Here is a 22,097-nt window from a genome sequence, read left to right as displayed (position 1 = left end):
GCTAACAAAAATCAGCTTTACGGCTGAGGCAAGGCGCGCCGACGCAGGCGGTACTTGAGTGAGTACCGCTTCAGAATGCTCATGTACCGTATGTACATTCCGCTTCTTCAGCCGTTTTCTCCTTGTCTCGCTCTTGCTCGAGAGGCTTTGAACGGGCTCTATAAGGCCAATGCCGCGGAAAAATGTGACCACGGACGGCTCGTTATGAGCAGGTTGAATGGGACGCTTGCCCCAGCAAGGCCTTCTCCACCTCATCCAGCGCCCGCGTCGCGCCCTCCTCGGCCGCCATTCTCAAGGCCAGCTCACGGCAGGCTCGGCCCACGCCCGGCTCCGCCAGCAGCCGGCCCAGCAAGCGCTCCATCCTCCCCGCGGACACGCGCCGCGCCGGCAACACTTCCGCCACGCCCAGGCTCTTGGCTCGCTGGCCGTTGTCGAATTGGTCGTAGGCGTAAGGCACGATCAACTGCGGAATCCCGGCGCGCATCGCGTCCGCCATCGTGCTGACGCCGCCGTGGTGCGCCAGCGCCGCCGCCCGCGGCAACAACGCGGCGAAAGGCGCGTGCGCCTGCCACAACACGCTTTCCGGCAATGCCGGCGGCAACTGAGCCGCATGCGAGGTGATGAACAGCCCGCGCCGCCCCATCCGTTTCAAAGCCTGCAGCGCGGCGGCGAAATAAGCCGCCGCGTGCCGATGACCCGTGCCCGGCGTGAATACGATGGGCGGGTCGCCAGCGGCAAGAAAGGCCTCCAGTTCGCGGGACAGCCCCGGCGCCTCCGCCGCCGCGGGCAGCACAAAGTCGCCCTGCGAGAATGGACGCGGCCAGTCCGGCTGCATGGCGGCGAACCAGCGCGGAAACAGACTGACAGAGGCGTTGGGCACCCTCAGCACATGCTCGAAAAAGTGCGGCTCCGCCGGCAAACCGCGCTGGGCGCGCGCCGCGTTCAAGCCGGGCAGCGTTCTGGCGTTGAACCAGCGGTGCAGCGCCCGCCACAACAGGCCAACCCCGGCCGGCGGCAAGCAGCGGGGAATCCTCAAGGAGCCCATGGTGCGCAAATCGTGGCGGCTGCATAGATTGGACGGCGCGAGATACGCCGTCACGATACGCAAACCCGGCCTCGCCGCCCGCGCCAGAGCCGCCATCGGCACCAGAGGGGGGTGGCACAGCACCACGCAATCCTCGGCGTCCGGCAGGTCTTGCGCCAACTCGCACAAAGCGCCCAGGTCCGGAATCAAACCGTTCCAGATCACATCCCAACCCTTGCGCTCATGCCATAGATCCGGGTTGTCCAGCACCGCCTGTCCTTGTTCGCGGCTGCTGAACAGCCGATACGGCAGCCCAGCGGCGCGCACCGCCTCCTCCTGCAGCGCCGGCGCCAGCAGCAACGCGCGGTGACCGCGAGCGCTCAAACCGCGCGCCAGCGCGATGAAAGGCTGCATGTCCCCGCCGGTGCCGCTGGAGGCCACGATGATCAAAGGCCCGCGCGTCGAATCCGCGCCGGCGTGCGGCGGCTCCTGACTCATCGCCTGCCTCCTTTTGCTATTGCGACAAGGTATTTTAAGTCAATGTCATTTCAAGAACAAAAAGAAAACCGCCCCGGAGGGCGGCTGGCTTGCCGGCGGCGACCTGAAACCGTTTTCATCAGTTCGCCGACGCGCGGTAGATCGTAAACAGGTTCTAGAGAGTGAACTGCTGCACCACCCCGCGCAGCGACACCCCGCGCTCCAACAGATTGACCACGCCTTGCTGCGCTTCTTCCGCCGCAAGCCGGTTTTCCTCGGCCGAGCTGCTGACCGACTCCACACTGCCGGCCAAGTGCTGGGAGGCGTTGGCCTGCTCGCGCACCGCCGCGGAGATATCGCCCATGCCGCGCGACACGCCTTGAATCTGCACCGAGAAGCCCTGCAAGGTGTCCTGGGCCTCGCCGGCGTGATTGACGCTGGCGTCCACGCGGTTCACCGCCGCGCGCATGCCGGAGATGGCGGAAGCGGAATCCTGCTGCACGGAATCAATCATCGAACCTATCTCCACCGTCGCATTGGCCGTGCGCTCGGACAGCTTGCGCACCTCATCGGCCACCACCGCGAAACCGCGTCCCTGTTCGCCCGCCCGCGCCGCCTCGATCGCCGCGTTCAAAGCCAAGAGATTGGTTTGATCGGCGATATCCTTGATCACCGCCACAATCATATTGATCTCATTGGTGCGCGAATCCAGTTGATCCAGTTTGCCCGCCAGCTGGGTCACTTCCTGCTGCACCGTCCGCATGCCCTCCACCGCGTTCTGAATGTATTGCACCGTGGTCTGGGTCTGTCCTTCGAACGAAGACATCAGCTTGGCCGCGTCCTCGGCGATTTCCGAGACATGGGCGATGCTCACCGCCAGCTCTTCCACCGCCGCCGCGCTGCCGCGCACGTCTTCCGCCTGCTGACCGGAACGCGCGGCCACGCCGCCCACCAGTTGATCTATGTGCTGGGACTCGCTCTGCACCGCGTCGGATTCGCCGCGGATCTCCAGCAGGCGCTGGCGCAGCGCCTCCATGAAGGTGTTGAATGAAGACGCGATTCGGCCCACTTCGTCTCGGCTGCGCACCGGCATGCTGCGCGCCAGGTTCCAGTCGCCGCCGGCCAGCTGTTGCAAGGCCACGTTCAACTCATTCACCGGCTGCACCATGCGATTGGCCAACAGCAAGGCCACCAGCTGGGACATCAGCAACAGACCCAGGCCCACCGCCCCGCTTTGCCACAACACCTGAGTGCGCAAGGCCTCCACTTTTTGCAAGGAGGTGTCCACCCCCACCACGTAGCGCATGCCGCTGGCCGAGGTGAACGGCACGAACACCGAACGGAACAGGCCGAACTCGCCCTGGTACTCCTCGTACTGGACGCTGCCGCTATTGAAGGCCGCGGCCAGGCCGGCCGGCACATCCTTGTATTCCGCCAGGAACCACTGCTGGTACTGGCCGGACTTCACCTCGTTCGGGCTGGCGGAAGAACTGGTGTACAGCACGCGGCCCCCGCGCTGAATGGTGGAATACGCGTAAGCCAAGCCGCTGTCCCTCGCAAAATCGGTCAGTTGCTTGGTGGTGACCTGACTATTGGGATTGCTGTCCGGCAATTGATCGTGGAAATTCTCGCCCACCATCTGGCGCGCCGCGTAGGCGGCGGTCAGCAAGGTCTGATCCACGCCTTTCATTTCGGAGTCCACGGTGCTGCGATAGGCGTAGATCGAATAAACCGCCACAATCAGCAAGCTCACCAAAGTAAAAGCGGCGGATAGTTTGGCCCGCAAGCCCCAGTCCTTGTTCAAGACACTCATACGGATGCATTCCCTCGACATTCATTCCAAAAACAACTCCCCGCCGGCGGTGTATCCGGGACGCGCCGGACCGGCGCCGCAAGTCCAGGCAGTGGATCATTCAGTAATCGACAAGAGGCGATGACGACGCCGCAAAGTGGTGCGGAGCGAGCGGGGAAAGATAGACAGGCGGCGGCGCGCGGGGACATGCGGCCCGTTGCGGCGGCGAGCGCTGAATATGGAAAGTGATGATAACGCCAATTAAACGCGAATCAATGCGAGGGGCTTTGGTAGTTTGCACATAGCAAGTGCATAATCGCTTTTTCTCCAGATAAAGCGACTCGGCCCCGCTTTGTTTTTAAAGGATATTTTATAAATAAGCGTCGGCAAACCATGGTGTTTACGTAAAAACACCTATCGCCGCTGTATCTATCTTCAGGCCCTGCGTATCCCCGACGCCCGGCGGGTGGCAAACAGCCTCATGGGGTCTCATAACGTGTTTACGATCGTCAACAGGTTCTCAGGCGCGCAAACCCTGCAACAACCTCGCCAAGCGCTCCAAAGACATCACCTCGTCCACCCCGCCGCGAGCAATGGCCGCCTGCGGCATGCCAAACACCACGCAGGAGGCCTCGTCCTGGGCCAGCGTGCGCGCGCCGGCGTCGTGCATCTCGCGCATGCCGCGCGCGCCGTCGTCCCCCATGCCGGTAAGAATCACCCCCACCGCATTCGCCCCGGCGCTCACGGCCACCGAACGAAACAGCACGTCCACCGACGGCCGGTGCCGCGACACCGGCGGCCCGCCCTTGACCTCGGCCACAAACTGTTTCTGCCGGCGGTGCAGCAACAAATGCTGGCCCCCCGGCGCAATCAACACCTTGCCGGCGCTGACCACGTCGCCGTTTCTCGCCTCCCTCACCTCCACCTGGGCCAGTTCATTGAGGCGGCTGGCGAAGATAGACGTAAACCCCTCAGGCATGTGCTGCACCACCGCCATGCCCGGGCAGTGCGGCGGCAAGCGTTGCAGCAGGAACTCCAGCGCCTGGGTGCCGCCGGTGGACGCGCCCAGCGCGATGACGCGCTCCGTGCCCTGCGCCGGCCGGCGGCGCTCCGGCGGCGCGTCCAGGATGGCGTCGGCGGTCAGCTTGGGCGCCGGATAGCCGGACGGCGCCGCTTGCTTCAGCGCTTCCACCCTCACCCCCGCCGCGGCGTACACCTCGTCCACCAGCCGTTTGGCGTTCTCGGCGAAATTCGTCTTCGCGTTGACCAGCGGCTTTAGCAACACGGACACCGCGCCGGCGCTCATCGCCTCCAGCGACACCCGCGCGCCCTCGGTGGTCAAGGCCGAGCAAACAACCACCGGCGTGGGCCGCTCCGCCATCACCTGACGCAAAAAGGTCAGCCCGTCCATTCGCGGCATCGCCAGATCCAGAATGATCACGTCCGGCCAGCGGATTTTCATCCGATTCATCGCGTAAATGGGGTCCGGCGACGCGCCCAGCAGCTTGATGTCCGGCGCGGTGGCCAGCATTTGGCTCAGCATCTCGCGCGCCACCGCGGAGTCGTCAACTATCAGAACATTGATGCTCATCGATTCTTCCGCTCGCAAGGTGAGAATCCAGCCGGTACCGCGACGGCGCCTCTTGCGCCAGAGGCAGCGTCAGGTGCCGGATGGATTCCGAATGTCCGATGATCAAATGCCCGCCCTGCCGCAGTTTGTCGCACAGCGACAGCAGCACTCGCAGCTTGGTGGCCTCGTCGAAGTAAATCAGCACATTGCGCAGGAAAATCACATCGAAATGGCTATGGGCGAAGTGAGAGGCGTGCAGCAGGTTCAAATTGGAGAAGCTCACCTTCTTCGCCAGCGCCGGCGCCACTCTCACCATGCCGGCGTATTCGTCGCGGCCGCGCAGAAAATAACGCCGCCACAGTTCCGGCGGAGTCTTGCGCGCGCGCTCCACCGAGTAGACCGCGCGCCGGGCCAGGAGGGTAACCCGGGTGTTGATGTCGGAGGCGTACACCCGCCAGTTGCCCTGCAAGCCCAGCGCCTCCGCCAAAACCATCGCCACCGTGTACGGTTCCTCGCCAGTGGAACAGGCCGCGGACCACACCCGGAACTCGCCGTTGCCCTGCAGGCGCGTCGCTTTTTGCCGCAGCCAGAAAAAATGCTCAGGTTCCCGGAAAAAATAGGTTTCGTTGGTGGACAGCAGATTGATCGCATATTGCCGTTCCGCCTCGTTGGCCGGGTCCGAAATCAAGCGCCAGTAAGCCGCATAGCTGTTCAGGCGCAAATGGCGGATGCGCTTGGCCAGCCGGGACTGAATCAGCGAACGCTTGCTCACCGGCATGGAGATGCCGGCGGTCTGGTAGATGAAGCGGCGCAGCTGGAAAAACTCCCCGTCCGTCAGCAAGGGCGTGGCAAGCAGCGACTCCTCCAGGGCAAGCATCTATAGCGCCTCGATGTCGTCGCTCAGAAACTGTTGAGTCACCGCCTCCGCCATCTCGCTGAGCTCGGACACCGACAGCGCCTGACGCACATTCAGCAAAATGGCGAAGCGCTGATTGATGGTGGCGATGCCTTGTATGAAGTCGCTGCGGATATTGGAACCAAAGCTGGGCGAGGGGTCGATCTCGCTTTGCGGGATCTCCAGCACCTCGCACACCGAATCCAGCAGGATGCCGATGTCCGCGTAACCGCCCTCCAGTCCCGGCAGCGACAAAATGGCCACGCAGGTGGACGCCTTCAGGGCGGTTTGGCCGCGGCCGAAGCGCACCGACAAATCGATCACCGGCACCACCGCGCCGCGCAGATTGATGATGCCGCGCACGAAATTGGGCATCATCGGCACCTCGGTGATGCCGTCGAACTCGATGATTTCCCGGATGAAGTTGATCTGGATGCCAAACAAATCCTCGCCCAGGATGAAAGTGACGCAATGGAATTTCTGGCCCCCGCTGTCCTGGCCGGCCGGCTGCTCGCTGTTTCTCATTGCCGCGCTCCTCTCAATACTTGGAGAACTTGTCCTCGTCCACGCTCAGGTCCAGGTCGTCATCGTCGTCCATCGGCGGCGGCGGCGCGGCCTTGCCGGCGTGCAGGTGACCAATGTGCACCATGCGGGACTTGCGCCCTCGGGTATTGCGCAGCTTGAATTGCTGCATCAGCTCCTGCAACTGCATCGCCGCGGAGCTCAATTCCTCGGAGGTGGAGCTTAACTCCTCGGCGGAAGTGGCCGAGGACTGCATGCCGCTGCTGATCTGCGTCACCGCGCTGTTGATCTGATCGATGCCGGAGCGCTGCTCGCGCGAGGCGGCGGAAATCTCCTGCACCAGGCTGGCGGTCTGGTCTATGCCGGGCAGCATCTCTTGCAATAGCGTGCCGGCCTTCTCCGCCACGCTCACGGAACGGCTGGCCAGATCGCCTATCTCCCTGGCCGCCACCTGGCTGCGCTCCGCCAGCTTTCTCACCTCCACCGCCACCGTGGCGAAACCCTTGCCGTGCTCTCCGGCGCGCGCCGCCTCGATCGCCGCGTTGATGGCCAACAAATCCGTCTTGTTGGCGATATCGTTGATCACCGTGATCCGCGACGCGATCTCCTTCATCGCGTGCACCATATCGCTGACCGCGCTGCCGCCCTGAGTCGCGCTGGACGCGGACTTGGACGCAATGCTCTCGGTTACGCGCGCATTGTCCGCGTTCTGCGTCACCGTGGCCGCCATCTCCTCCACCGAGGCGCTGGTCTGTTCAATGCTGGACGACAGCTCGGACGAGGTTTGCGCCAGGGAATTGGCGGTGGACGACACCTCCTCGGACGCCGAGCCTATCGCCTCCGACATCGCGCTAACCTCGGACAGCGTCTCGGACAATCGGTGCGCCATGGACTTGATCGAATACAACAGGCTGGAGGTGTCGTCCGGATGCAGCTTCACCGGCACGGACAAATCCCCTGCCGCCACCCGGCTCACCACCTGCACCGTATAGGAGGGGTCCCCGCCCAGTTGCTTGAGCAGGCTGCGCGTCACCATCACCCCCAGCGCGATGCTCAACAATACCGCCGCCACCGCGATGCCCACCAACATCCGCAAGGCGTCCGTGCTGATGACCTTGGTTTCCAGCAACGAGTTGTCGGCCAGCTTGGCGTTCAGGTTCACCAGTTCGGTCAGCACCGCGTCTACGGCCTGAAAGGCTGGCCAGCCCTTCTCCGCCATCAGCTTCAGCGCCAGCTTGTTGTTCTCGCCGTCGCCGCGGTCGGTGTAAGACAACCGTTTCACCTCGGTGGCGTAGGGCTGGTAAATAGCCCAGGCGGCGTCAAAGCGACGCAGCGCGTCCACCTCCGGCGGCGTCAAATCCGTCTTGCGGTAAGTGTCCAGGCTGGCGTTCATGCTTTTGTCAAAGCCCGCCATTTCCAGCTCCACCGCGTCCATCATCTTGGTATCCGTTTCGGCGATATAGCGGTACAAGGAGCGGTTGCTCGCCATGGCGTAGCGCGCCGCGTTGCCGATATCTTTTATCGGCGTCAGCTGATTATCGAACAAGTTCACCATCACCATAGTGATGCGCTCAGTGGCGGTGTAGCTGACAAAGCCCAGCGCCAGCAAAAAGCACAGCACCACGCCAAACGAAAGACCCAGCTTGGTCTTGACCTGCGCATTGTGAAACCACTGCATGGCCTACCTCCCGGCGCGCGCAAGCGCGCTAAATAACGTCGCTCGCCTGCGCCTCGCTGGACTGGCGAATCCGCCTGCGCTCGCGGCGGCAGGCGTGATGAATCAACTGCGGAATATCCAGCACCAGCGCCGGCTTGCCGTTGCCCAGGATAGTGGAGCCGCTGATGCCGCGCAGCGATCGGAAAATCTCGCCCAAGGGTTTGATCACCGCCTGCACTTCTCCCATCAAACGGTCCACCACCACGCCAGCGCGGTTTTCCCCGTAGTGCACAATCACCACGTACTCCGGCTGCGCGGCCGGCGGCAGATTGAACAGCTCGCGCAAGGACACGAACGGCAGCCAATCGCCGCGCACATTGATCTGACGCGCGTTCTGCCGCATGGCCTCCTCCGGCATGTCCACGCACTCGATCATCATGTCCAGCGGCATCACCAGCGACGAATCGTTCACCTCCACCCGGAAGCCGTCGATGATGGCCAGCGTCAGAGGCAGCCGCAGCCGGAACGTCGTACCCTGGCCCGGCAGGGAAAAGATTTCGATCTCGCCGCGCAAGAGCTCGATATTCCGCTTCACCACGTCCAGACCCATGCCGCGGCCGGACAGATCGCTTAAAGCGTGTGCAGTGGAAAAGCCGGGCAGGAAAATCAGCTGCAGGGTTTCCTGCTCGCTCAACTGGCGGCCCTCGCTCAGCAAACCGCGCTCCAGCGCCTTGGCCAGTACCTTGTCGCGGTCTATGCCGCGGCCGTCGTCCCGGATCTCCACCACCACCGATCCGGCGTCGTGAAAGGCGTTCAACGTCACCTTGCCCGTTTCCGGCTTGCCGGCCTCCCGCCGCTCAGCCGCCGTCTCCAGCCCGTGATCCACCGCGTTGCGCACCAAGTGCATCAGCGGATCGGTCAAGCGCTCCACCATGGATTTGTCGATCTCGGTGTCCGCGCCTTGAATCGTCAGCTGTATGGATTTGCCCAATTGCCGCGACACCTCCCGCATCATGCGCGGGAAACGGCAGAACACCTCATCCACCGGCACCATGCGCAAGGTCAGCGCGTCGTCGCGTATGCTTTCCACCAGCGTGTTGATAATGGCCACCGACTCCAACAGCTCGGCGTCGCAACGGTTCTGCGCAATCAGCTTGGTGCCTGCGGACGCAATCACCAGCTCGCCCACCCGGTTGATCAGCCGATCCAGCTTGCCGGCCTCCACCCGGATATAGTGACTGTCGCCGCGGGCCGCCCTGCCCGTCGCCGCACCCGGCTCGCCGCGCGCCTCGCTCTCCGCCCTCGCCCGCCAGGGCGCCTCGCGCACCCGCTCCGCCTCCGCCGCCGTCAAGGCCCCTCGCGCCACCCAGCGCGACAGCTGCGGCTCTATCGACTCGCCCAGGCGCTCCGCCAGCGAGCGGAACGCCGCCAGCGGCGCGTGAGGCGGCAGGATGCCCAGCAAGCTGCCCTCGGCCACAAACTCGAAAGCATCGCGAACCTGCTCAAGGCCGGCCTTGGACTCCAGGCTCAACTCCAGGCCGATGAAACAATCCGTCGGCTCCAACTCCGCGAAGGCCGGCAGCGGGGGCCAGACCAACTCCACCTCTCGCAGCACGCCCAACTGGCTGAGAAAGCGCAAGCAGGACAACGGATCAAAACCGTCTCGGAACAAATCGGGATAAAAACGCAGCGACAATTGCCATAGCGGCGTGGCGGCGGCGTCCAGCGCGTCTTCGCCTGCCACCGCGCAGGCCGCCCCGTCCAGCAGGAACAGCTGCAAACGCTGCAACAGCGGGGCCCCATCCGGCCAAACCGGCTCCGCATCCAGCGCGGATGCCTCCACCGCCTCCAGCATTCGTCGTAAATGATCGTTGCAGCTCAATAACAGGCTGACCAGGTCTTCGCCCAACGCAAGCTTGCCGCGGCGCAGCCGTTCCAGCACGCTCTCCATCGCATGGGCGAAAGCCACCAGCGCGTCGAAACCGAAAGTACCCGCGGAGCCCTTGATGGTGTGCGCGGTGCGCAGCAACAGGTTGAAGGTTTCGGCGTCGGAGGGAAACGCCGCGGGGTCCAGCAGCGCGCCTTCCAGCGCGTCGCACAGCTCGCGGGATTCCTCCAGGAAAATCGCCCTGGCCTTACTCCAGTCCATCCTCGCCTCCCGCCGGCGGCGCGGCCAAGGCCACGCCCAGCAACTGAAACGCCTCGCTGACCAAGGGGTTGTCCGCCAGCAGTTCCAGCTGCCGCAACTCCCGCCCAAACGCCAGCAGCAATTGCACCGCGCAGCCGTCCACCTCCGTCACCCCGGCAAAGCTCAGCGACACCGCCTCGTGCGCCAGCAGCGGCAGCAAGTCGCTTTTCAGTTGCTCCGCCGTGTAAATACTCAATTCGCCGCTCAGGCTGGCCTTGGCCCAACCCTCGCCGATTTCGACATGCAAGGTCATTCCGCCCCCAGACCAAACGCCAAGCGGGTGTTAACTCAATGTTTTTACTTAAGTGTCCACACTAAAAGTAGTCAAGAAACAGATTGTTTTATACAAAACAGTAACCAGTCCTGGCGCGCGGCGGCGCGGACAGGGCAAATGCAGCATGGCGGGAGGCCTATGAAACTGAGCATCAAATCCCTGCTGACGGCCAGCGCCGGCGTCTTCGCCCTGCTCTTGCTGCTGCTCCTGCTCTGCACCCTGCGCCTGCGGCATGAGTTGGGCCTGCAAGCCCAGGTGGAATCGCAACGCAATCAAAGCTACCTCTTGGCCAACGAGCTGCGACAAAGCTCGGACGACCTCACCCGCCTGGTTCGCACCTACGCGGAAACTGGGGACCCGCGCTATGAACGGCAATACTGGGCCGTGCTGGCCATCCGCAACGGCCAGCTGCCGCGCCCTGAGCACTACAATCGCATCTATTGGGACTTCATGGCCGCTAACGACAGCAAGCCGCAGCCGGACGGCCCGGCCGTCCCCCTGCAACAGCTGATGCGGCAGGCCGGTTTCACTCAGCAGGAATTCGACAAGCTCGGGCTGGCCCAGGCCAATTCGGATCGTCTGGTCAAAACCGAAACCGTGGCGATGAACGCGATGAAGGGGCGCTTCGCCGACGGCCAGGGCGGCTTCACCCGGCAAGGGCCGCCCGACCCCGAGCTGGCCAGACGCATCCTGCATGACCGTCAATATCATCTGGACAAAGCCGCCATCATGCAGCCGGTTGACGCGTTCTATCAGTTGATGGAACAGCGCACCAACCAAGCCGTCGCCCAGGCTCAAACCCAGGCCGGCTTATGGCTGGCCATCGTCATCGGGCTGATGCTGGCCTGCTGCGCGCTGGGTCTGCTGATGTTCTGGAGCATTTACCGCCGCCTGTTCGCCATGCTGGGAGACGAGCCGCTGCGCGTCACCCAACTGATGCGGGCGGTGGCCGCAGGCGATCTAGCCGCCGCCGCCCCGCCGGGCGGTTACCCGGCGGACAGCCTGGCGGAGGCCATACTCCAGACCGTCACCACGCTCAGCCGCGCGATAGCGGACTCCCAGCGCGGCGCCGGCCATCTGTCGATGATGTCGGCCCAGATCAGCCACAGCTCCCAGCAACTCTCCCTCAATACCAGCGGACAGGCGGCCGGCCTGGCCGAGGCCGCTTGCTCGCTGGAACAGATCTCCTCCGCCATCAACCAAAGCAGCCACAACGCCACGCTCACGGAAACCATGGCGGCCCAGGCCGCGGACGACGCCCGCCAGGGCGGCGAAATCGTCGAACGCACCGTGCGCAGCATGGAGCGCATCGCCGAACACATCTCGGTAATCGACGACATCGCCTACCAAACCAACCTGCTGGCGCTCAACGCCGCCATCGAGGCCGCCCGCGCCGGCGCGCAAGGCAACGGCTTCACCGTCGTGGCCCAGGAAGTGCGCAAGCTGGCGGAACGCAGCCAGGTAGCCGCCAGGGAAATCAGCGGCATGACCACAAGCGGCGTTCAGCTTGCCGGGCAGGCCGGCGCGCAACTCGCCGCCATCGTCGCTTCCAGCGGAAAAACTGCCAGCCTCATCCGGGAAATCGCCATCGCCGCCAATGAGCAGGCGCAAGGCGTAGGCCAAATCAACGCCACCATCCAGCAACTGAGCGCCGCCACCCAACAAAACGCCAGCCTGGTGGAAGAGCTCGCCGCCATCTCGGCGGACAGCCGCGGCCATGCGGACCAAGTACACGCCCAGATCCAGCGTTTCCATGCCGCCCCCGCTCCCCAAAGAGGAGAAACCAGCGCCGCCGGCCGCGTCCCCGCGGGCCATGCGCCCCGTCATTGACCGGCCATCAGCACATCGTTCAGCCGCACTGAGAGGACATCTCCAACATGAAAAACCTACGCGCAAATCAGGCCATCACCGGCCTGCTGCTGCTCATCGCGCTCACCTTTATCGGCGTGATCTACACCTTTGTTTCCATGCGCCAGGCGGTGGACGTGATGAGCGCCGCCAGCGAAAGCCGCTACCACTCCTACCTGCTGGCTTCCGAGCTGCGACAAAGCTCGGACGACCTGACCCGGCTGGGCCGCACCTATGTCGTCACCGGCGACCCCGGCTATGAGCAGCAATACAACCGCGTGCTGGATATCCGCAACGGCAAGGCGCCTCGCCCGCAGGAATACAACCGCATCTACTGGGACTTTGTCGCCGCCGGCCAGGAAAAACCCAGGCCGGACAGCGAGACCGTGCCCTTGCAAACTCTGATGCAACAAGCCGGTTTCACCGACGCCGAGTTCGCCAAGCTCAAAGAGGCTCAAGCCAATTCCGACGGTTTGGTCAAGCTGGAAGTACGGGCGATGAACGCGGTCAAAGGCAAGTTCGCCGACGCCCAGGGCCAGTACACCGTCAGCGGCCAGCCGGACATGGAACTGGCGCGCAAACTGGTGCACAGCAAGGAATACCACCAGTTCAAAGCCCAGATCATGAAGCCCATCGACGACTTCTTCGTGTTGCTGGATCAGCGCACCAACACCGCGCTGGCGCAGGCCAAGGACAGGCTGTCCAATGCCCAGTTGCAGTTCCTTACCGCCATCGTGCTGCTGGTGGGCGAAATCCTGCTGCTGATCCTGCTGGGCCGCCGCCAGATCCATACCCAGCTGGGCGGCTCCGTCACTGAAATTGAAGGCGTGCTGCAGGAAATCGCTTCCGGCAACCTGGCGGTGGAGGTGCCCAAAGCGCCGGAAGCCAGCGCGCTGGGGCAAATCGGCGTGATGAACCAGCGGCTGCGCCGGCTGATAGGCGAAGTCAACAACAACGCCGGAGAACTGGTCAGCGCCGTCGGCTCTCTGCACCAGACCACCAGCCGGATCAGCGAAGACGCGGACCAGGTCAACCAAGCCATCAGCTCCAGCGCCGCCACCATTGAGCAAATCACCGTCAGCGTCACCCATGTGGCCGACACCACCGCCGACGCCAACGCCATCATCTCCCAGGCCAATAACAGCGCCGAACGCGGCCGTCAGGCCATGCACCAAGTGTCCGCCGAAGTGGGCAAACTCTCCCAGGCCATGTCCACCCTCAGCGACACCTTGCATTCGCTGGGTACCCGTTCCGAGGAGATCAGCTCCATCGTCAACGTGATCAAAGACATCGCCGATCAAACCAACCTGCTGGCGCTCAACGCCGCCATCGAAGCGGCCCGCGCCGGGGAAATGGGCCGCGGCTTCGCCGTGGTGGCCGACGAAGTGCGCAAGCTGGCCGAGCGCACCGCCCAGGCCACCACCGAAATCACCAATATGACCGAAGGCATGCGCCAGCAAACCGCCGGCACCGTCGCCAGCATGCAGCAAGCCCGCTCCACCGTGGACCAGAGCGTGGACCTGGCCCAGGGCGCGGCCAGCGAGATCGAAAACATCGGCGGCCTGATGCGGCAAGTGGTGGACACCTTTACCCAGATCACCCACGCCACCCGCGAGCAATCCACCGCCGTGGGCAATATTGCCCACACCACCGAGCACATCAACGGCATGACCCGCAGCACCTCGGAAGTGGCGCAAGACGCCAGCGCCACCCTCAGCGAACTGAACGGCCACGCCAGCAAGCTCAAAAACGTGGTGGAACGCTTCCATCTCTGAACCCGGCTCCACGCAAACCAACAGGGCTCCGCATTGCGGAGCCCTGTTGGTTTTGACGTTCAGAAAATAGCGCCGGCCCTCAGAACCTGTTCAAAGCCTGCCGCGCTTCGTGAACAGGTTTTAAGCCGGCACCAGGCTGGCGGACAGCGGCAGATGATCGGACAAACGGGACCACGGCGCGCCCTTCAGCACCTCAGCCTCCAGGGGCTTCAACCCGCGCACGTAGATCCGGTCCAAGGGCAGCATCGGCATCCGCGCCGGAAAGCTGCGCGCATGGCGGCCAAACAACTGATCGAACACCTCCACCAAGCCCAAGCTGTCCATCAGATGGTCGGTGGCTTCCTCCCGCCAATCGTTGAAATCGCCGGCCAAAATCAGCGGCGCATCCTCCGGCACGTTCTCGCGCACATAACGCGCCAGGTCCAGGAACTGCTTGCGCCGGTCCCGCGCCAGCAAATTGAAATGGCCGCACAGCGTCACCACCGGCCGCTTCCAACCCGCCGGCGTCAGTTGGCAATGCAGCAGGCCGCGGCTTTCAAAGCGGTTGACCGAAATATCGCGGTTGCACCAGGTATTGATGGGGAAACGCGTCAGCAAGGCATTGCCGTGATGGCCGTGCTCATACGCCGCGTTCAGGCCGTAAGCCGCCTTGTGATCCAGCCGGCGCGCCAGGAAATGATGCTGCGGCAGCTTGGGCCAGCTGGCATGCTGCAAGGCGCGCTCGATGTTCTTGCCTTGCACCTCCTGCAAGAACAGCACATCGGCGTCGATGGACTCCAGCGCGGAAGCCATATCGCCCAGCCGCACATGGCGGTTCAGCGGCGACATGCCCTTGTGGATGTTGTAAGTGGCTACGGTAATGGCTTTCATAGGATATGCTTCTTTATCGGGCGGGCGCACGGCCCGCCGCTTTTAACTGCCCCGTGAACAAGCTAACTCAGACCACCGGCCGCAAGCCCCGTTCCCCACGCCCATTGTCCGCGCCTCAGTTTCAAAGATAAGCGCTGACGGCGTAATTTCAATCTTCGCGCCCACTCATGCTAGTCACTCAAAACAATTATTTTAATAAGTATTGAGCTACTGAAAAATATCCAACATCAAGCATTGCAAGATGCATACAGCTGCACTACACACTTATAACAGTAGCTAGAAAACAATGTGTGGTCATCGGCGGAAGTTTAGGGAGCGAGTGATGGGAAACTTTCTTGCGCAGTTCAGCATCAAGGTCAAGATATTTGGGCTGATCGTGCTTGGCGTGCTGGCCAGCGTGATTATTGGTGGAGTGGGCGTCAGAAGCACGTCGGATATGAACGACCTCACCATTGATATGCACGACAATTTATTGATGTCCGTCTACTGGGTGGCGGTGGCCAACCAATACGCCATCTATGTCAGCCGCTCCGACTATCGCTTCATTTCCGAACCCGACAAAAAGCGCAAGGACGAAGGCTCGGCCAACCGCAGCAAGTACGTAGCGGAAATGAACCGGCTGATGGACCTCTACCGCAAAACCGTACTCACCCCGCCGGAAGTGGACGCGCTTAAGCGCTTTGACGCCGCCTGGCCGGCCATGGAGGAAGCCTGTAAAAAAGCGCGCGACCTCAGTTACGCCGATACCGGCGACGGCGTCAGCAACAAAAAGGCGCTGGAAGTGATGCGTACCGAATGCCGGCCCAAATTCCAGATCGCCGACGACATCATGAGCCAGATCGTCGACATCAACGTCAAGTCGGCTGACCAGGCTTTGAAAGACGCCGCGGCCAAATATGAACGCGCGCGCAACGTGGTCATCGGCGTGCTGGTAGCCGCCATCATCGTGCTGCTGGCCTTGGGCGTGATGATTCAAAACGGCATCGTCGGCAGCCTGAAAAAAGGCATGGCGGCACTGTTCCAGCTGGGCAGCGGCGACCTGACCGGCGAGATCGAAGTACAGGGCAAGGACGAAGTGGCCCAGATGATGCAATCGCTGTCCGACACCCAGAAAAAACTACGCGTTACCGTGGGCGACATCATCAACTCCGCTTCCAGCGTGGCCGCCACCGCCGAGCAACTGGCCGCCTCCACCGAACAAGTCAGCGCCAGCATCGGCCAGCAGGTCAACGCCACCTCCAGCGCCGCCGCGTCAATCGAAGAGCTGACCGTCAGCATCGACCAATGCTCCAATAACGCCTCGCTGGCGGACTCCCAGGCCAGCGAAGCCGGCAGCCAGGCCAAGATAGGCAATAAGGAAGTGCAGGACTCCACCCAACAGGTGCGCAAGGTCAACGACAGCGTGGCCGCCTCCGCCAACAACCTGGAATCCTTGTCCGAGCAGGCGCAGATGATCAGCAGCATCGCCACCGTCATCAAGGAAGTGGCGGACCAGACCAATCTCTTGGCGCTCAACGCCGCCATTGAGGCCGCGCGGGCCGGCGAACAGGGCCGAGGCTTCGCCGTGGTGGCGGACGAAGTGCGCAAGCTGGCGGAACGCACCACCGGCTCCGCCACCGAAATCACTCAGATGATTGCCAAGATCCAGGCCGGGGCCAAGGAGGCGGTGGACAGCATGCGCAACAGCCGCCACATCGTCAGCCAGGTCGTGGAGTCCTCGGAACATGTGTCCACCACCATTAGTTCGGTGGAACAAAGCGCGGAAGGCGTGGTGGGCGCCATCAGCGACATCGCCATGGCGATGCAGGAGCAGCGCCAGGCCAGTACCGATCTGGCCGGCCGCGTGGAGGCCATCGCCCAAATGTCCAAGGAAAACGGCATAGCGGTGGATGTATTCTCTCAAGCCACCCGCGAGCTGGCGGTGGTGGCGGAGCGGCTACAGCAGACCACCCTCGCCTTCAAACTTTAAGAACCGGCTTACCATCCGCTGCGCGTCGGCGGAAAACAGGTTCTACAATCAAGCGGCTTCATCCCCCGCCCCGCCGGCCTGGTCCGCGGGGCGGTTTTTTCATCCTTGCCGTCCCTGCATTGACAGCACGCGCCCGACTCGCCAACAATAGCCCCGCGCCGCTGCAACTGCGGCGCTCGGGATTGGCCTCCCGAGTGAGACGTTCTCGCTATTGCTTTGCCCATTCGGGCGGGTCATGGCGAGGGCACCCCATGGGTGCGCCGGTATGAATGTCTCCCGGTAGGCCAACCTTGTCATGCGCCCGCCTAGCCGCGCCCCGCGGCCAGGCCGGCATCCGCTTGAGGAGGTAGCAATGTCGACATCCATTAGGCGCGTATCCCGCCCCGTTTCCCGGTTTTCCCCCGCATCGGCGCTTGCCTGTTTCAACCAGGAGGCCCGCCATGAGTAAATCCAAAGAAGAACTGCGCGCCTTCTACCGCTTGCTGGAGGCCCGCGAAGCCAAACTGCCTTTTGTAGGCTCCTCGCCGGACCGCAGCCATCCGCATTACTGGCGCGTACCTCGGTGCCGGGACTTTTCGGAGGCCTACGCGCTGGGCGAACGCTACGGCCGCGCGCTGGTTGATCTGTTCCGCCAATACCCGGAGCACGCCGGCCACGGCCTGCTCTCTCGCATCGCCCATGATATGAACTTGTTCGATTTCAGCCCGCAACGCGGCGCCTGGGCAGGTTTCTTCGATCAACTGGAAGTGCTGATCGCCGTCGGCACCCATGTTCACGAAAGCGACGCGGAGGCGCAAGCCCAACGCCCCTAAGCACGTGATTACGATCTCGCGCGCAAAGGCGAAAACGGCTGAGAAAGCGGAATGGTCGAGTGGTGCATGAGCATTTCGAAGACGGTTTCAACGCCCTTGTCTAAACCATCCCGCCGATGCGCGGCAGGCTTTGAACAAGCCCTTAGCGCCCGGATCATCCTTGTCCGGGCCGCTCCTCGACGCCACAATAGGGAATGTGACGATAGCTGGCGTGGGCAATCTATGGTAAAAAGCCTGAAATCCTTGTCTGTGCAACGCTGGCAAGGCGGCTGCGCGAGTCACCTGTTTGATCCATTCACCCTCCCTCTTGGTGCCGGATAAAAACCACAGGCGGGTGACTCGCCCAGCCGAAATGCTTGTCATTTTCACCTCCCCCCTGGTTTCCCGCGCCCCTAAAAACGTGTTTACGATCACGCAAGACAAGGCGAAAACGGCTGAGAAAGCGGAATGCACGCGTGATACATGAGCATTTTGAAGACGTACTCACCGTAAACGCTTCACGGCGCGCGGCAGATCGTAAACAGGTTCTAACTGCATTCGCGTTCATCCCCCCGCTGTCAACGATCTGAAAGGCCCGGTGTTTATTCCCCCCCACGCAGTACCATGGGGGTTCGATTCATCAATCCGTAAAGGAGAGTCTGAATGGCCAAGATCAAACGCGCCGCAAAAAAACTAGCGGCGTTGGCGGACAAGGTACGCGGACAGAAGAAGGCCACTAAATCGGCTAGAAAGCTGGCCGCCAAGGTGCTGAAGCATCCGATGACCGACAAGCCGACCAAGAAGAAGGAACAAAAACGCGCCAAGCGGGACAAGGCCGAAAAGCAGCAAGCTGAATAAGCCTGACGCGCAACTCCGCCAAGGCCTTGAATAGGCCTGCGGCTTCGTCCAAGGGCGGCGCCGGCGTTTCCGCCGCGCCGCCCTTGGAACGTGTTGACGGGCGGGCCGCCCTTACACCTGATAAGCCGACACCGTCTGCAAAATCACCCGCGCTTGCTGGCTCAACTGCCCGGCGGCGTCCGCAGAGCCGCTGGACGCCGAAGAGTTTTCCTCCGCCATCTGGGCAATCTGCTCCACGCGCTGAGCAATGGTGTTGCTGGCAACGCTCTGTTCCGCAATGCTGTTGGAAATATCGCGCACCAGTTCCATCGCCTTGCCGCTGCTGTTCCGTATCTGGTCTATGGCGTCGTTGGCGGCGCGGGCGTTGTCGGTTTCCTGGTGCACTTGTTCCACCACTTTTTCCATGCTCTGCACCGCTTCCATCGTGCTGCCCTGCATCTTGTTGATGATGGCGGCAATCTCGGTGGTGGAACTGGCGGTGCGTTCCGCCAGCTTGCGCACTTCGTCCGCCACCACGGCGAAGCCGCGTCCCATCTCGCCGGCGCGCGCCGCTTCGATTGCCGCGTTCAAGGCCAGCAGATTGGTTTGATCCGCGATGTCCTTGATCACTCCCATCACCGAGGCGATAGTGGCGCTGTCTTCTTTCAATTGTCCAATGCGCTGCGCGGCGTCGGTGATCGCGCCGGCCACCTCGGTGATGCCCCGCACGGTGGCGGAGATCACTTGGCCGCCTTCGGTCGCCATCTCGCCGGCCTGTTGCGACTGACCCCGCGCCTCCACCGCGCTGGAGGCGACATGATTAATGCTCACCGTCATCTGCTCCACCGCCGCCGCCATCGCCGCGGCGGATTCGCTTTGCATTTCCGAACTGCGGGCAATCTCATGGGTGTTGTTGGCCAGGCCGGACATCGCGCCGTCAATGGCGCCGATGCTATCGCGGATGTCACGGAAGCTGCGTTGCAGATTTTCCAGCAATTGGTTGAAGGCGGATGCGGTTTCCCCTACCTCATCCATGCGCCCCACCGGCGCCCGCAAGGTGAAGTCTTTTTGCTGGTTCACATTGAACATGGTGGAGCGAATCTGATGCAGGCTCAGACGGATATGGCTGAACAACAGCCAGCCCAGGCCGCCGCTCAGTAATAAACAAGCCGCGATCACCGCCACGGAGCTGCCGAAGGCCATGCTGTAAGCGGCGGCATTGTCTTTTGAAAGGCTGTCGGCCAATGCGTAGTTGAAGTCGATATGGTCGTTGAGGTCCTTGGCCAACGCCTTGGCGGAGTCCGGGAGCGGCCCTGCCACCAACATCGCTTGCGCCTCCGCGCCCGGATGCTCGCGCGAAGCTTTCAAAAAGCTCTCTCGGTTATTACGGTAGGTTTGCAGATCCGCCCGGTCCTGCTGCAACAGCTTGCGGTCCGCGTCATTGGACAGCAGGTCTTTTTCATAAACGGCCAACACCTGATCCAGCGCTTTATCGCTTTCGGCGATCTGCGCCTCGGCCTCCGCCTTGCGTTTGGCGTCGACGGCGATGCCGTGGCGATATGCGGCGACGCGTATCTTGGTTAAGGCCTGCAAGCCCTGATCCAATGCCTTGATACTGGGGAAGGTATTGACCTTCAGATAATCAAACCGCTCATTAGCGCTGTGCAATTGCCACAGGCCGTAACTGCCGACGCCGATCAAGGCCAGCATGGCCACCATCATGGTCAACATAAGCCGCTGTGAGATATTCATCCTTATTCTCCGTTTCTTCACCCGATGCCGCATGTAGCTTTGTTATAGGCATAGCGATAAAACAGAAGAAAGTACTAAATAAGAATATCCATTAAGCGCGCAAATTCAGCCGCCGCGCGGCTTTACACTTGATATTGGGTCACGGTGTCCAGGATGTTTTTGGCCTGCTGTTGCAATTGCTCCGCCGCATCCGCCGAGGCGCTGGAGGCGGACGCGTTCTCTTCCGCCATCTGCGCGATCTGCTCCACCTTCTGAGCAATGGTATTGCTTGCGCTGCTTTGCTCGTTGATGCTGCCGGAAATGTCCTTGACCAGCTCCATCGCCTGGCCGCTGCTGTCCTGAATCTTTTCAATCACATTGCTGGCTTCGCGGGCGTTGTCGGTTTCCTGATGCACTTGTTCCACCACTTTTTCCATGCTTTGCACCGCTTCCAACGTGCTGCTTTGCATCTTGTTGATGATGGTGGCGATTTCCGTGGTGGAGCTGGCGGTGCGTTCGGCCAGTTTGCGGACTTCGTCCGCCACCACCGCGAAGCCTCGGCCGGTTTCACCGGCGCGCGCCGCCTCGATCGCCGCGTTCAAGGCCAAGAGGTTGGTCTGATCGGCAATATCCTTGATTACCCCCATGACCGAGGCGATGGTGGCGCTGTCCTCCTTCAATTGCCCAATGCGATGCGAGGCGTCGCTGATCGCGCCCGCCACCTCGGAAATGCCGAGCACGGTGGCGGAAATCACCTGCCCGCCCTCGTTGGCCATGCTGCCCGCCTGCTGCGCCTGGGTGCGCGCCTCCACCGCGTTGCTGGCCACATGGTTGATGCTCACCGTCATCTGTTCCACCGCCGCCGCCATGGCTCCGGCGGATTCGCTCTGCACCTCCGAGCTGCGCGCAATCTGATTGGTGTTGGCCGCCAGGCCGGAGGTGGCTTTGTCTATCTCGGAAATGTTGTCCCGTATGCCTCGGAAGCTGTGTTGCAGGTCTTCCAGCAAGCGGTTGAACGCCGCGGCGGTGCGGCCAATCTCATCCTTGCGCAAGACTTGGGCGCGTAGACGGAAGTCCTTGCTGGCGCTGACCTGATCCAGGGTTTTGCCTATCTGGTTAAGGCTGCTGCGGATGCTGCGGAACAAGGCGATGCCCAGCGCGCCGCTGAGGATCAAGGCGGCCACGATGGCCACCAGCGAGGAGACGAAGGCCTGCTCGTAGGCGACGGCGTTGTCCGCGGACAGCTGCTTGGCTAGCTTGTAGTTGTAGTCGATGTGGTCCTTGATGTCCTTGACCACGGCCTTGGCCACGGGCAGCAGCGGCCCGTTCACCAGTTCCTTGCGGGTGATTTCCGGCGGCTGCTCGCGCGAAATCTTGAACACGCTGTCGCGCTGCTGGCGGTAGACCCGGATGTCCGCGCGGTCCTTTTCTATCAGCCGCCGGTCTTCGTCGTCGGACACCAGTTCTTTCTGATAACGATCCAACGCCGTGTCCATCTGCTTGTCCAGCTCGGCGATGCTGGCTTCGATATCCGCCTTGACCTTGGCGTCTTCGCTGATGCCGTGTCGATAGGTCAGCACCCGCATATCGGTTTGCGCTTGCAGGGCCTGATCCAGAGTTTGGATGCTGGGAAAGGAATTGATCTGCAGATAATCGAAGCGTTCGTTGGCGCGATGCAGTTGGAGCAGCCCGAAGCCGCCGACAACGAACAAGCCGAGCAAGGCAACCGCCAAGGTCAGCAGCAAGCGCTGGGATATGCTCATGGTAACCCCCTAGATTCATCACTTATGAAGCTCGATTCTTTATAGGCTTGCTTCCTTGGAGTTTTCAAATCATTTGGCATGGAAAATCAGGCTTTTGCGACTTGCGCCGGCACC

Annotated in this window: 16 protein-coding genes; 5 read left to right on the top strand and 11 right to left on the bottom strand. The window is 62.3% G+C overall.

Annotation, left to right across the window (positions count from 1 at the left end):
- Positions 1-202: 202 nt before the first annotated feature.
- The 8 genes from BR71_RS01935 to BR71_RS01900 all read right to left on the bottom strand — a co-directional run bounded on the left by BR71_RS01935 (position 203) and on the right by BR71_RS01900 (position 10,378).
- A complete protein-coding gene (locus tag BR71_RS01935; protein WP_052370260.1) occupies positions 203-1,522 on the bottom strand; it encodes a glycosyltransferase in 1,320 nt (439 codons plus the stop codon).
- A gap of 154 nt (positions 1,523-1,676) precedes the next feature.
- The gene (locus BR71_RS01930) at positions 1,677-3,314 is read right to left on the bottom strand and encodes a methyl-accepting chemotaxis protein (RefSeq protein WP_043631790.1); all 1,638 of its coding nucleotides are present in this window, start codon (positions 3,312-3,314) and stop codon (positions 1,677-1,679) included.
- Positions 3,315-3,813: 499 nt separating this feature from the next.
- On the bottom strand, positions 3,814-4,884 hold the full coding sequence (locus BR71_RS01925) for a protein-glutamate methylesterase/protein-glutamine glutaminase (protein WP_043631787.1): 1,071 nt from the start codon (positions 4,882-4,884) through the stop codon (positions 3,814-3,816).
- Positions 4,859-5,740, bottom strand: coding sequence for a CheR family methyltransferase (locus BR71_RS01920; protein ID WP_043631784.1), 882 nt, complete (start codon positions 5,738-5,740; stop codon positions 4,859-4,861). Before BR71_RS01920 ends, BR71_RS01925 begins: the two co-directional genes overlap by 26 nt.
- Positions 5,741-6,283 carry a chemotaxis protein CheW gene (locus tag BR71_RS01915; RefSeq protein ID WP_043631780.1) on the bottom strand — a complete coding sequence of 181 codons (543 nt, stop codon included), beginning with the start codon at positions 6,281-6,283 and terminating at the stop codon, positions 5,741-5,743.
- 13 nt (positions 6,284-6,296) lie between these two features.
- Positions 6,297-7,958: a methyl-accepting chemotaxis protein gene (locus BR71_RS01910; RefSeq protein ID WP_043631777.1), complete on the bottom strand. Its 1,662-nt coding sequence runs from the start codon at positions 7,956-7,958 to the stop codon at positions 6,297-6,299.
- Between the two features lie 28 nt (positions 7,959-7,986).
- Positions 7,987-10,086: a chemotaxis protein CheA gene (locus tag BR71_RS01905; protein ID WP_043631773.1), complete on the bottom strand. Its 2,100-nt coding sequence runs from the start codon at positions 10,084-10,086 to the stop codon at positions 7,987-7,989.
- Complete coding sequence (locus tag BR71_RS01900) at positions 10,073-10,378, bottom strand: STAS domain-containing protein (RefSeq protein ID WP_043631770.1); 306 nt, start codon at positions 10,376-10,378, stop codon at positions 10,073-10,075. Before BR71_RS01900 ends, BR71_RS01905 begins: the two co-directional genes overlap by 14 nt.
- A gap of 159 nt (positions 10,379-10,537) precedes the next feature.
- Here BR71_RS01900 and BR71_RS01895 point away from each other — a divergent pair, with 159 nt between their 5' ends.
- Both BR71_RS01895 and BR71_RS01890 read left to right on the top strand, forming a co-directional pair.
- Positions 10,538-12,229, top strand: a complete 1,692-nt coding sequence (locus BR71_RS01895; protein ID WP_052370259.1) for a methyl-accepting chemotaxis protein — start codon at positions 10,538-10,540, stop codon at positions 12,227-12,229.
- Between the two features lie 47 nt (positions 12,230-12,276).
- The gene (locus BR71_RS01890; protein WP_052370258.1) at positions 12,277-14,022 is read left to right on the top strand and encodes a methyl-accepting chemotaxis protein; all 1,746 of its coding nucleotides are present in this window, start codon (positions 12,277-12,279) and stop codon (positions 14,020-14,022) included.
- 120 nt (positions 14,023-14,142) lie between these two features.
- Here BR71_RS01890 and BR71_RS01885 read toward each other — a convergent pair whose 3' ends face one another.
- Positions 14,143-14,892, bottom strand: coding sequence for an endonuclease/exonuclease/phosphatase family protein (locus BR71_RS01885; RefSeq protein ID WP_043631767.1), 750 nt, complete (start codon positions 14,890-14,892; stop codon positions 14,143-14,145).
- Positions 14,893-15,214: 322 nt separating this feature from the next.
- Between BR71_RS01885 and BR71_RS01880 the strand changes: the two genes are divergently transcribed.
- The 3 genes from BR71_RS01880 (at position 15,215) to BR71_RS01870 (ending at position 18,510) form a co-directional block, all read left to right on the top strand.
- A complete protein-coding gene (locus BR71_RS01880) occupies positions 15,215-16,861 on the top strand; it encodes a methyl-accepting chemotaxis protein (RefSeq protein ID WP_052370257.1) in 1,647 nt (548 codons plus the stop codon).
- Positions 16,862-17,301: 440 nt separating this feature from the next.
- Positions 17,302-17,673: a hypothetical protein gene (locus BR71_RS01875; RefSeq protein WP_043631764.1), complete on the top strand. Its 372-nt coding sequence runs from the start codon at positions 17,302-17,304 to the stop codon at positions 17,671-17,673.
- A gap of 642 nt (positions 17,674-18,315) precedes the next feature.
- Positions 18,316-18,510 carry a hypothetical protein gene (locus BR71_RS01870; RefSeq protein ID WP_043631761.1) on the top strand — a complete coding sequence of 65 codons (195 nt, stop codon included), beginning with the start codon at positions 18,316-18,318 and terminating at the stop codon, positions 18,508-18,510.
- 111 nt (positions 18,511-18,621) lie between these two features.
- Here BR71_RS01870 and BR71_RS01865 read toward each other — a convergent pair whose 3' ends face one another.
- Positions 18,622-20,241 (bottom strand): methyl-accepting chemotaxis protein, encoded by a 1,620-nt coding sequence (locus BR71_RS01865; RefSeq protein ID WP_043631759.1) that lies wholly within the window; start codon positions 20,239-20,241, stop codon positions 18,622-18,624.
- 122 nt (positions 20,242-20,363) lie between these two features.
- Positions 20,364-21,983, bottom strand: coding sequence for a methyl-accepting chemotaxis protein (locus BR71_RS01860; protein ID WP_043631746.1), 1,620 nt, complete (start codon positions 21,981-21,983; stop codon positions 20,364-20,366).
- Positions 21,984-22,097: the final 114 nt, after the last annotated feature.

It is taken from the genome of Chromobacterium haemolyticum DSM 19808, assembly GCF_000711885.1.
Lineage (GTDB): Bacteria > Pseudomonadota > Gammaproteobacteria > Burkholderiales > Chromobacteriaceae > Chromobacterium > Chromobacterium haemolyticum.
Note: the sequence above shows the minus strand (reverse complement) of the source record. Positions and strands in the feature narration are given on the sequence as shown.

Coding starts and splice junctions, on each gene's coding strand:
- BR71_RS01860 (WP_043631746.1), bottom strand. CDS start 21,983: ATGAGCATATCCCAGCGCTTGCTGCTGACCTTGGCGGTTGCCTTGCTC.
- BR71_RS01895 (WP_052370259.1), top strand. CDS start 10,538: ATGAAACTGAGCATCAAATCCCTGCTGACGGCCAGCGCCGGCGTCTTC.
- BR71_RS01910 (WP_043631777.1), bottom strand. CDS start 7,958: ATGCAGTGGTTTCACAATGCGCAGGTCAAGACCAAGCTGGGTCTTTCG.
- BR71_RS01900 (WP_043631770.1), bottom strand. CDS start 10,378: ATGACCTTGCATGTCGAAATCGGCGAGGGTTGGGCCAAGGCCAGCCTG.
- BR71_RS01865 (WP_043631759.1), bottom strand. CDS start 20,241: ATGAATATCTCACAGCGGCTTATGTTGACCATGATGGTGGCCATGCTG.
- BR71_RS01885 (WP_043631767.1), bottom strand. CDS start 14,892: ATGAAAGCCATTACCGTAGCCACTTACAACATCCACAAGGGCATGTCG.
- BR71_RS01920 (WP_043631784.1), bottom strand. CDS start 5,740: ATGCTTGCCCTGGAGGAGTCGCTGCTTGCCACGCCCTTGCTGACGGAC.
- BR71_RS01905 (WP_043631773.1), bottom strand. CDS start 10,086: ATGGACTGGAGTAAGGCCAGGGCGATTTTCCTGGAGGAATCCCGCGAG.
- BR71_RS01875 (WP_043631764.1), top strand. CDS start 17,302: ATGAGTAAATCCAAAGAAGAACTGCGCGCCTTCTACCGCTTGCTGGAG.
- BR71_RS01870 (WP_043631761.1), top strand. CDS start 18,316: ATGGCCAAGATCAAACGCGCCGCAAAAAAACTAGCGGCGTTGGCGGAC.
- BR71_RS01935 (WP_052370260.1), bottom strand. CDS start 1,522: ATGAGTCAGGAGCCGCCGCACGCCGGCGCGGATTCGACGCGCGGGCCT.
- BR71_RS01925 (WP_043631787.1), bottom strand. CDS start 4,884: ATGAGCATCAATGTTCTGATAGTTGACGACTCCGCGGTGGCGCGCGAG.
- BR71_RS01890 (WP_052370258.1), top strand. CDS start 12,277: ATGAAAAACCTACGCGCAAATCAGGCCATCACCGGCCTGCTGCTGCTC.
- BR71_RS01915 (WP_043631780.1), bottom strand. CDS start 6,283: ATGAGAAACAGCGAGCAGCCGGCCGGCCAGGACAGCGGGGGCCAGAAA.
- BR71_RS01930 (WP_043631790.1), bottom strand. CDS start 3,314: ATGAGTGTCTTGAACAAGGACTGGGGCTTGCGGGCCAAACTATCCGCC.
- BR71_RS01880 (WP_052370257.1), top strand. CDS start 15,215: ATGGGAAACTTTCTTGCGCAGTTCAGCATCAAGGTCAAGATATTTGGG.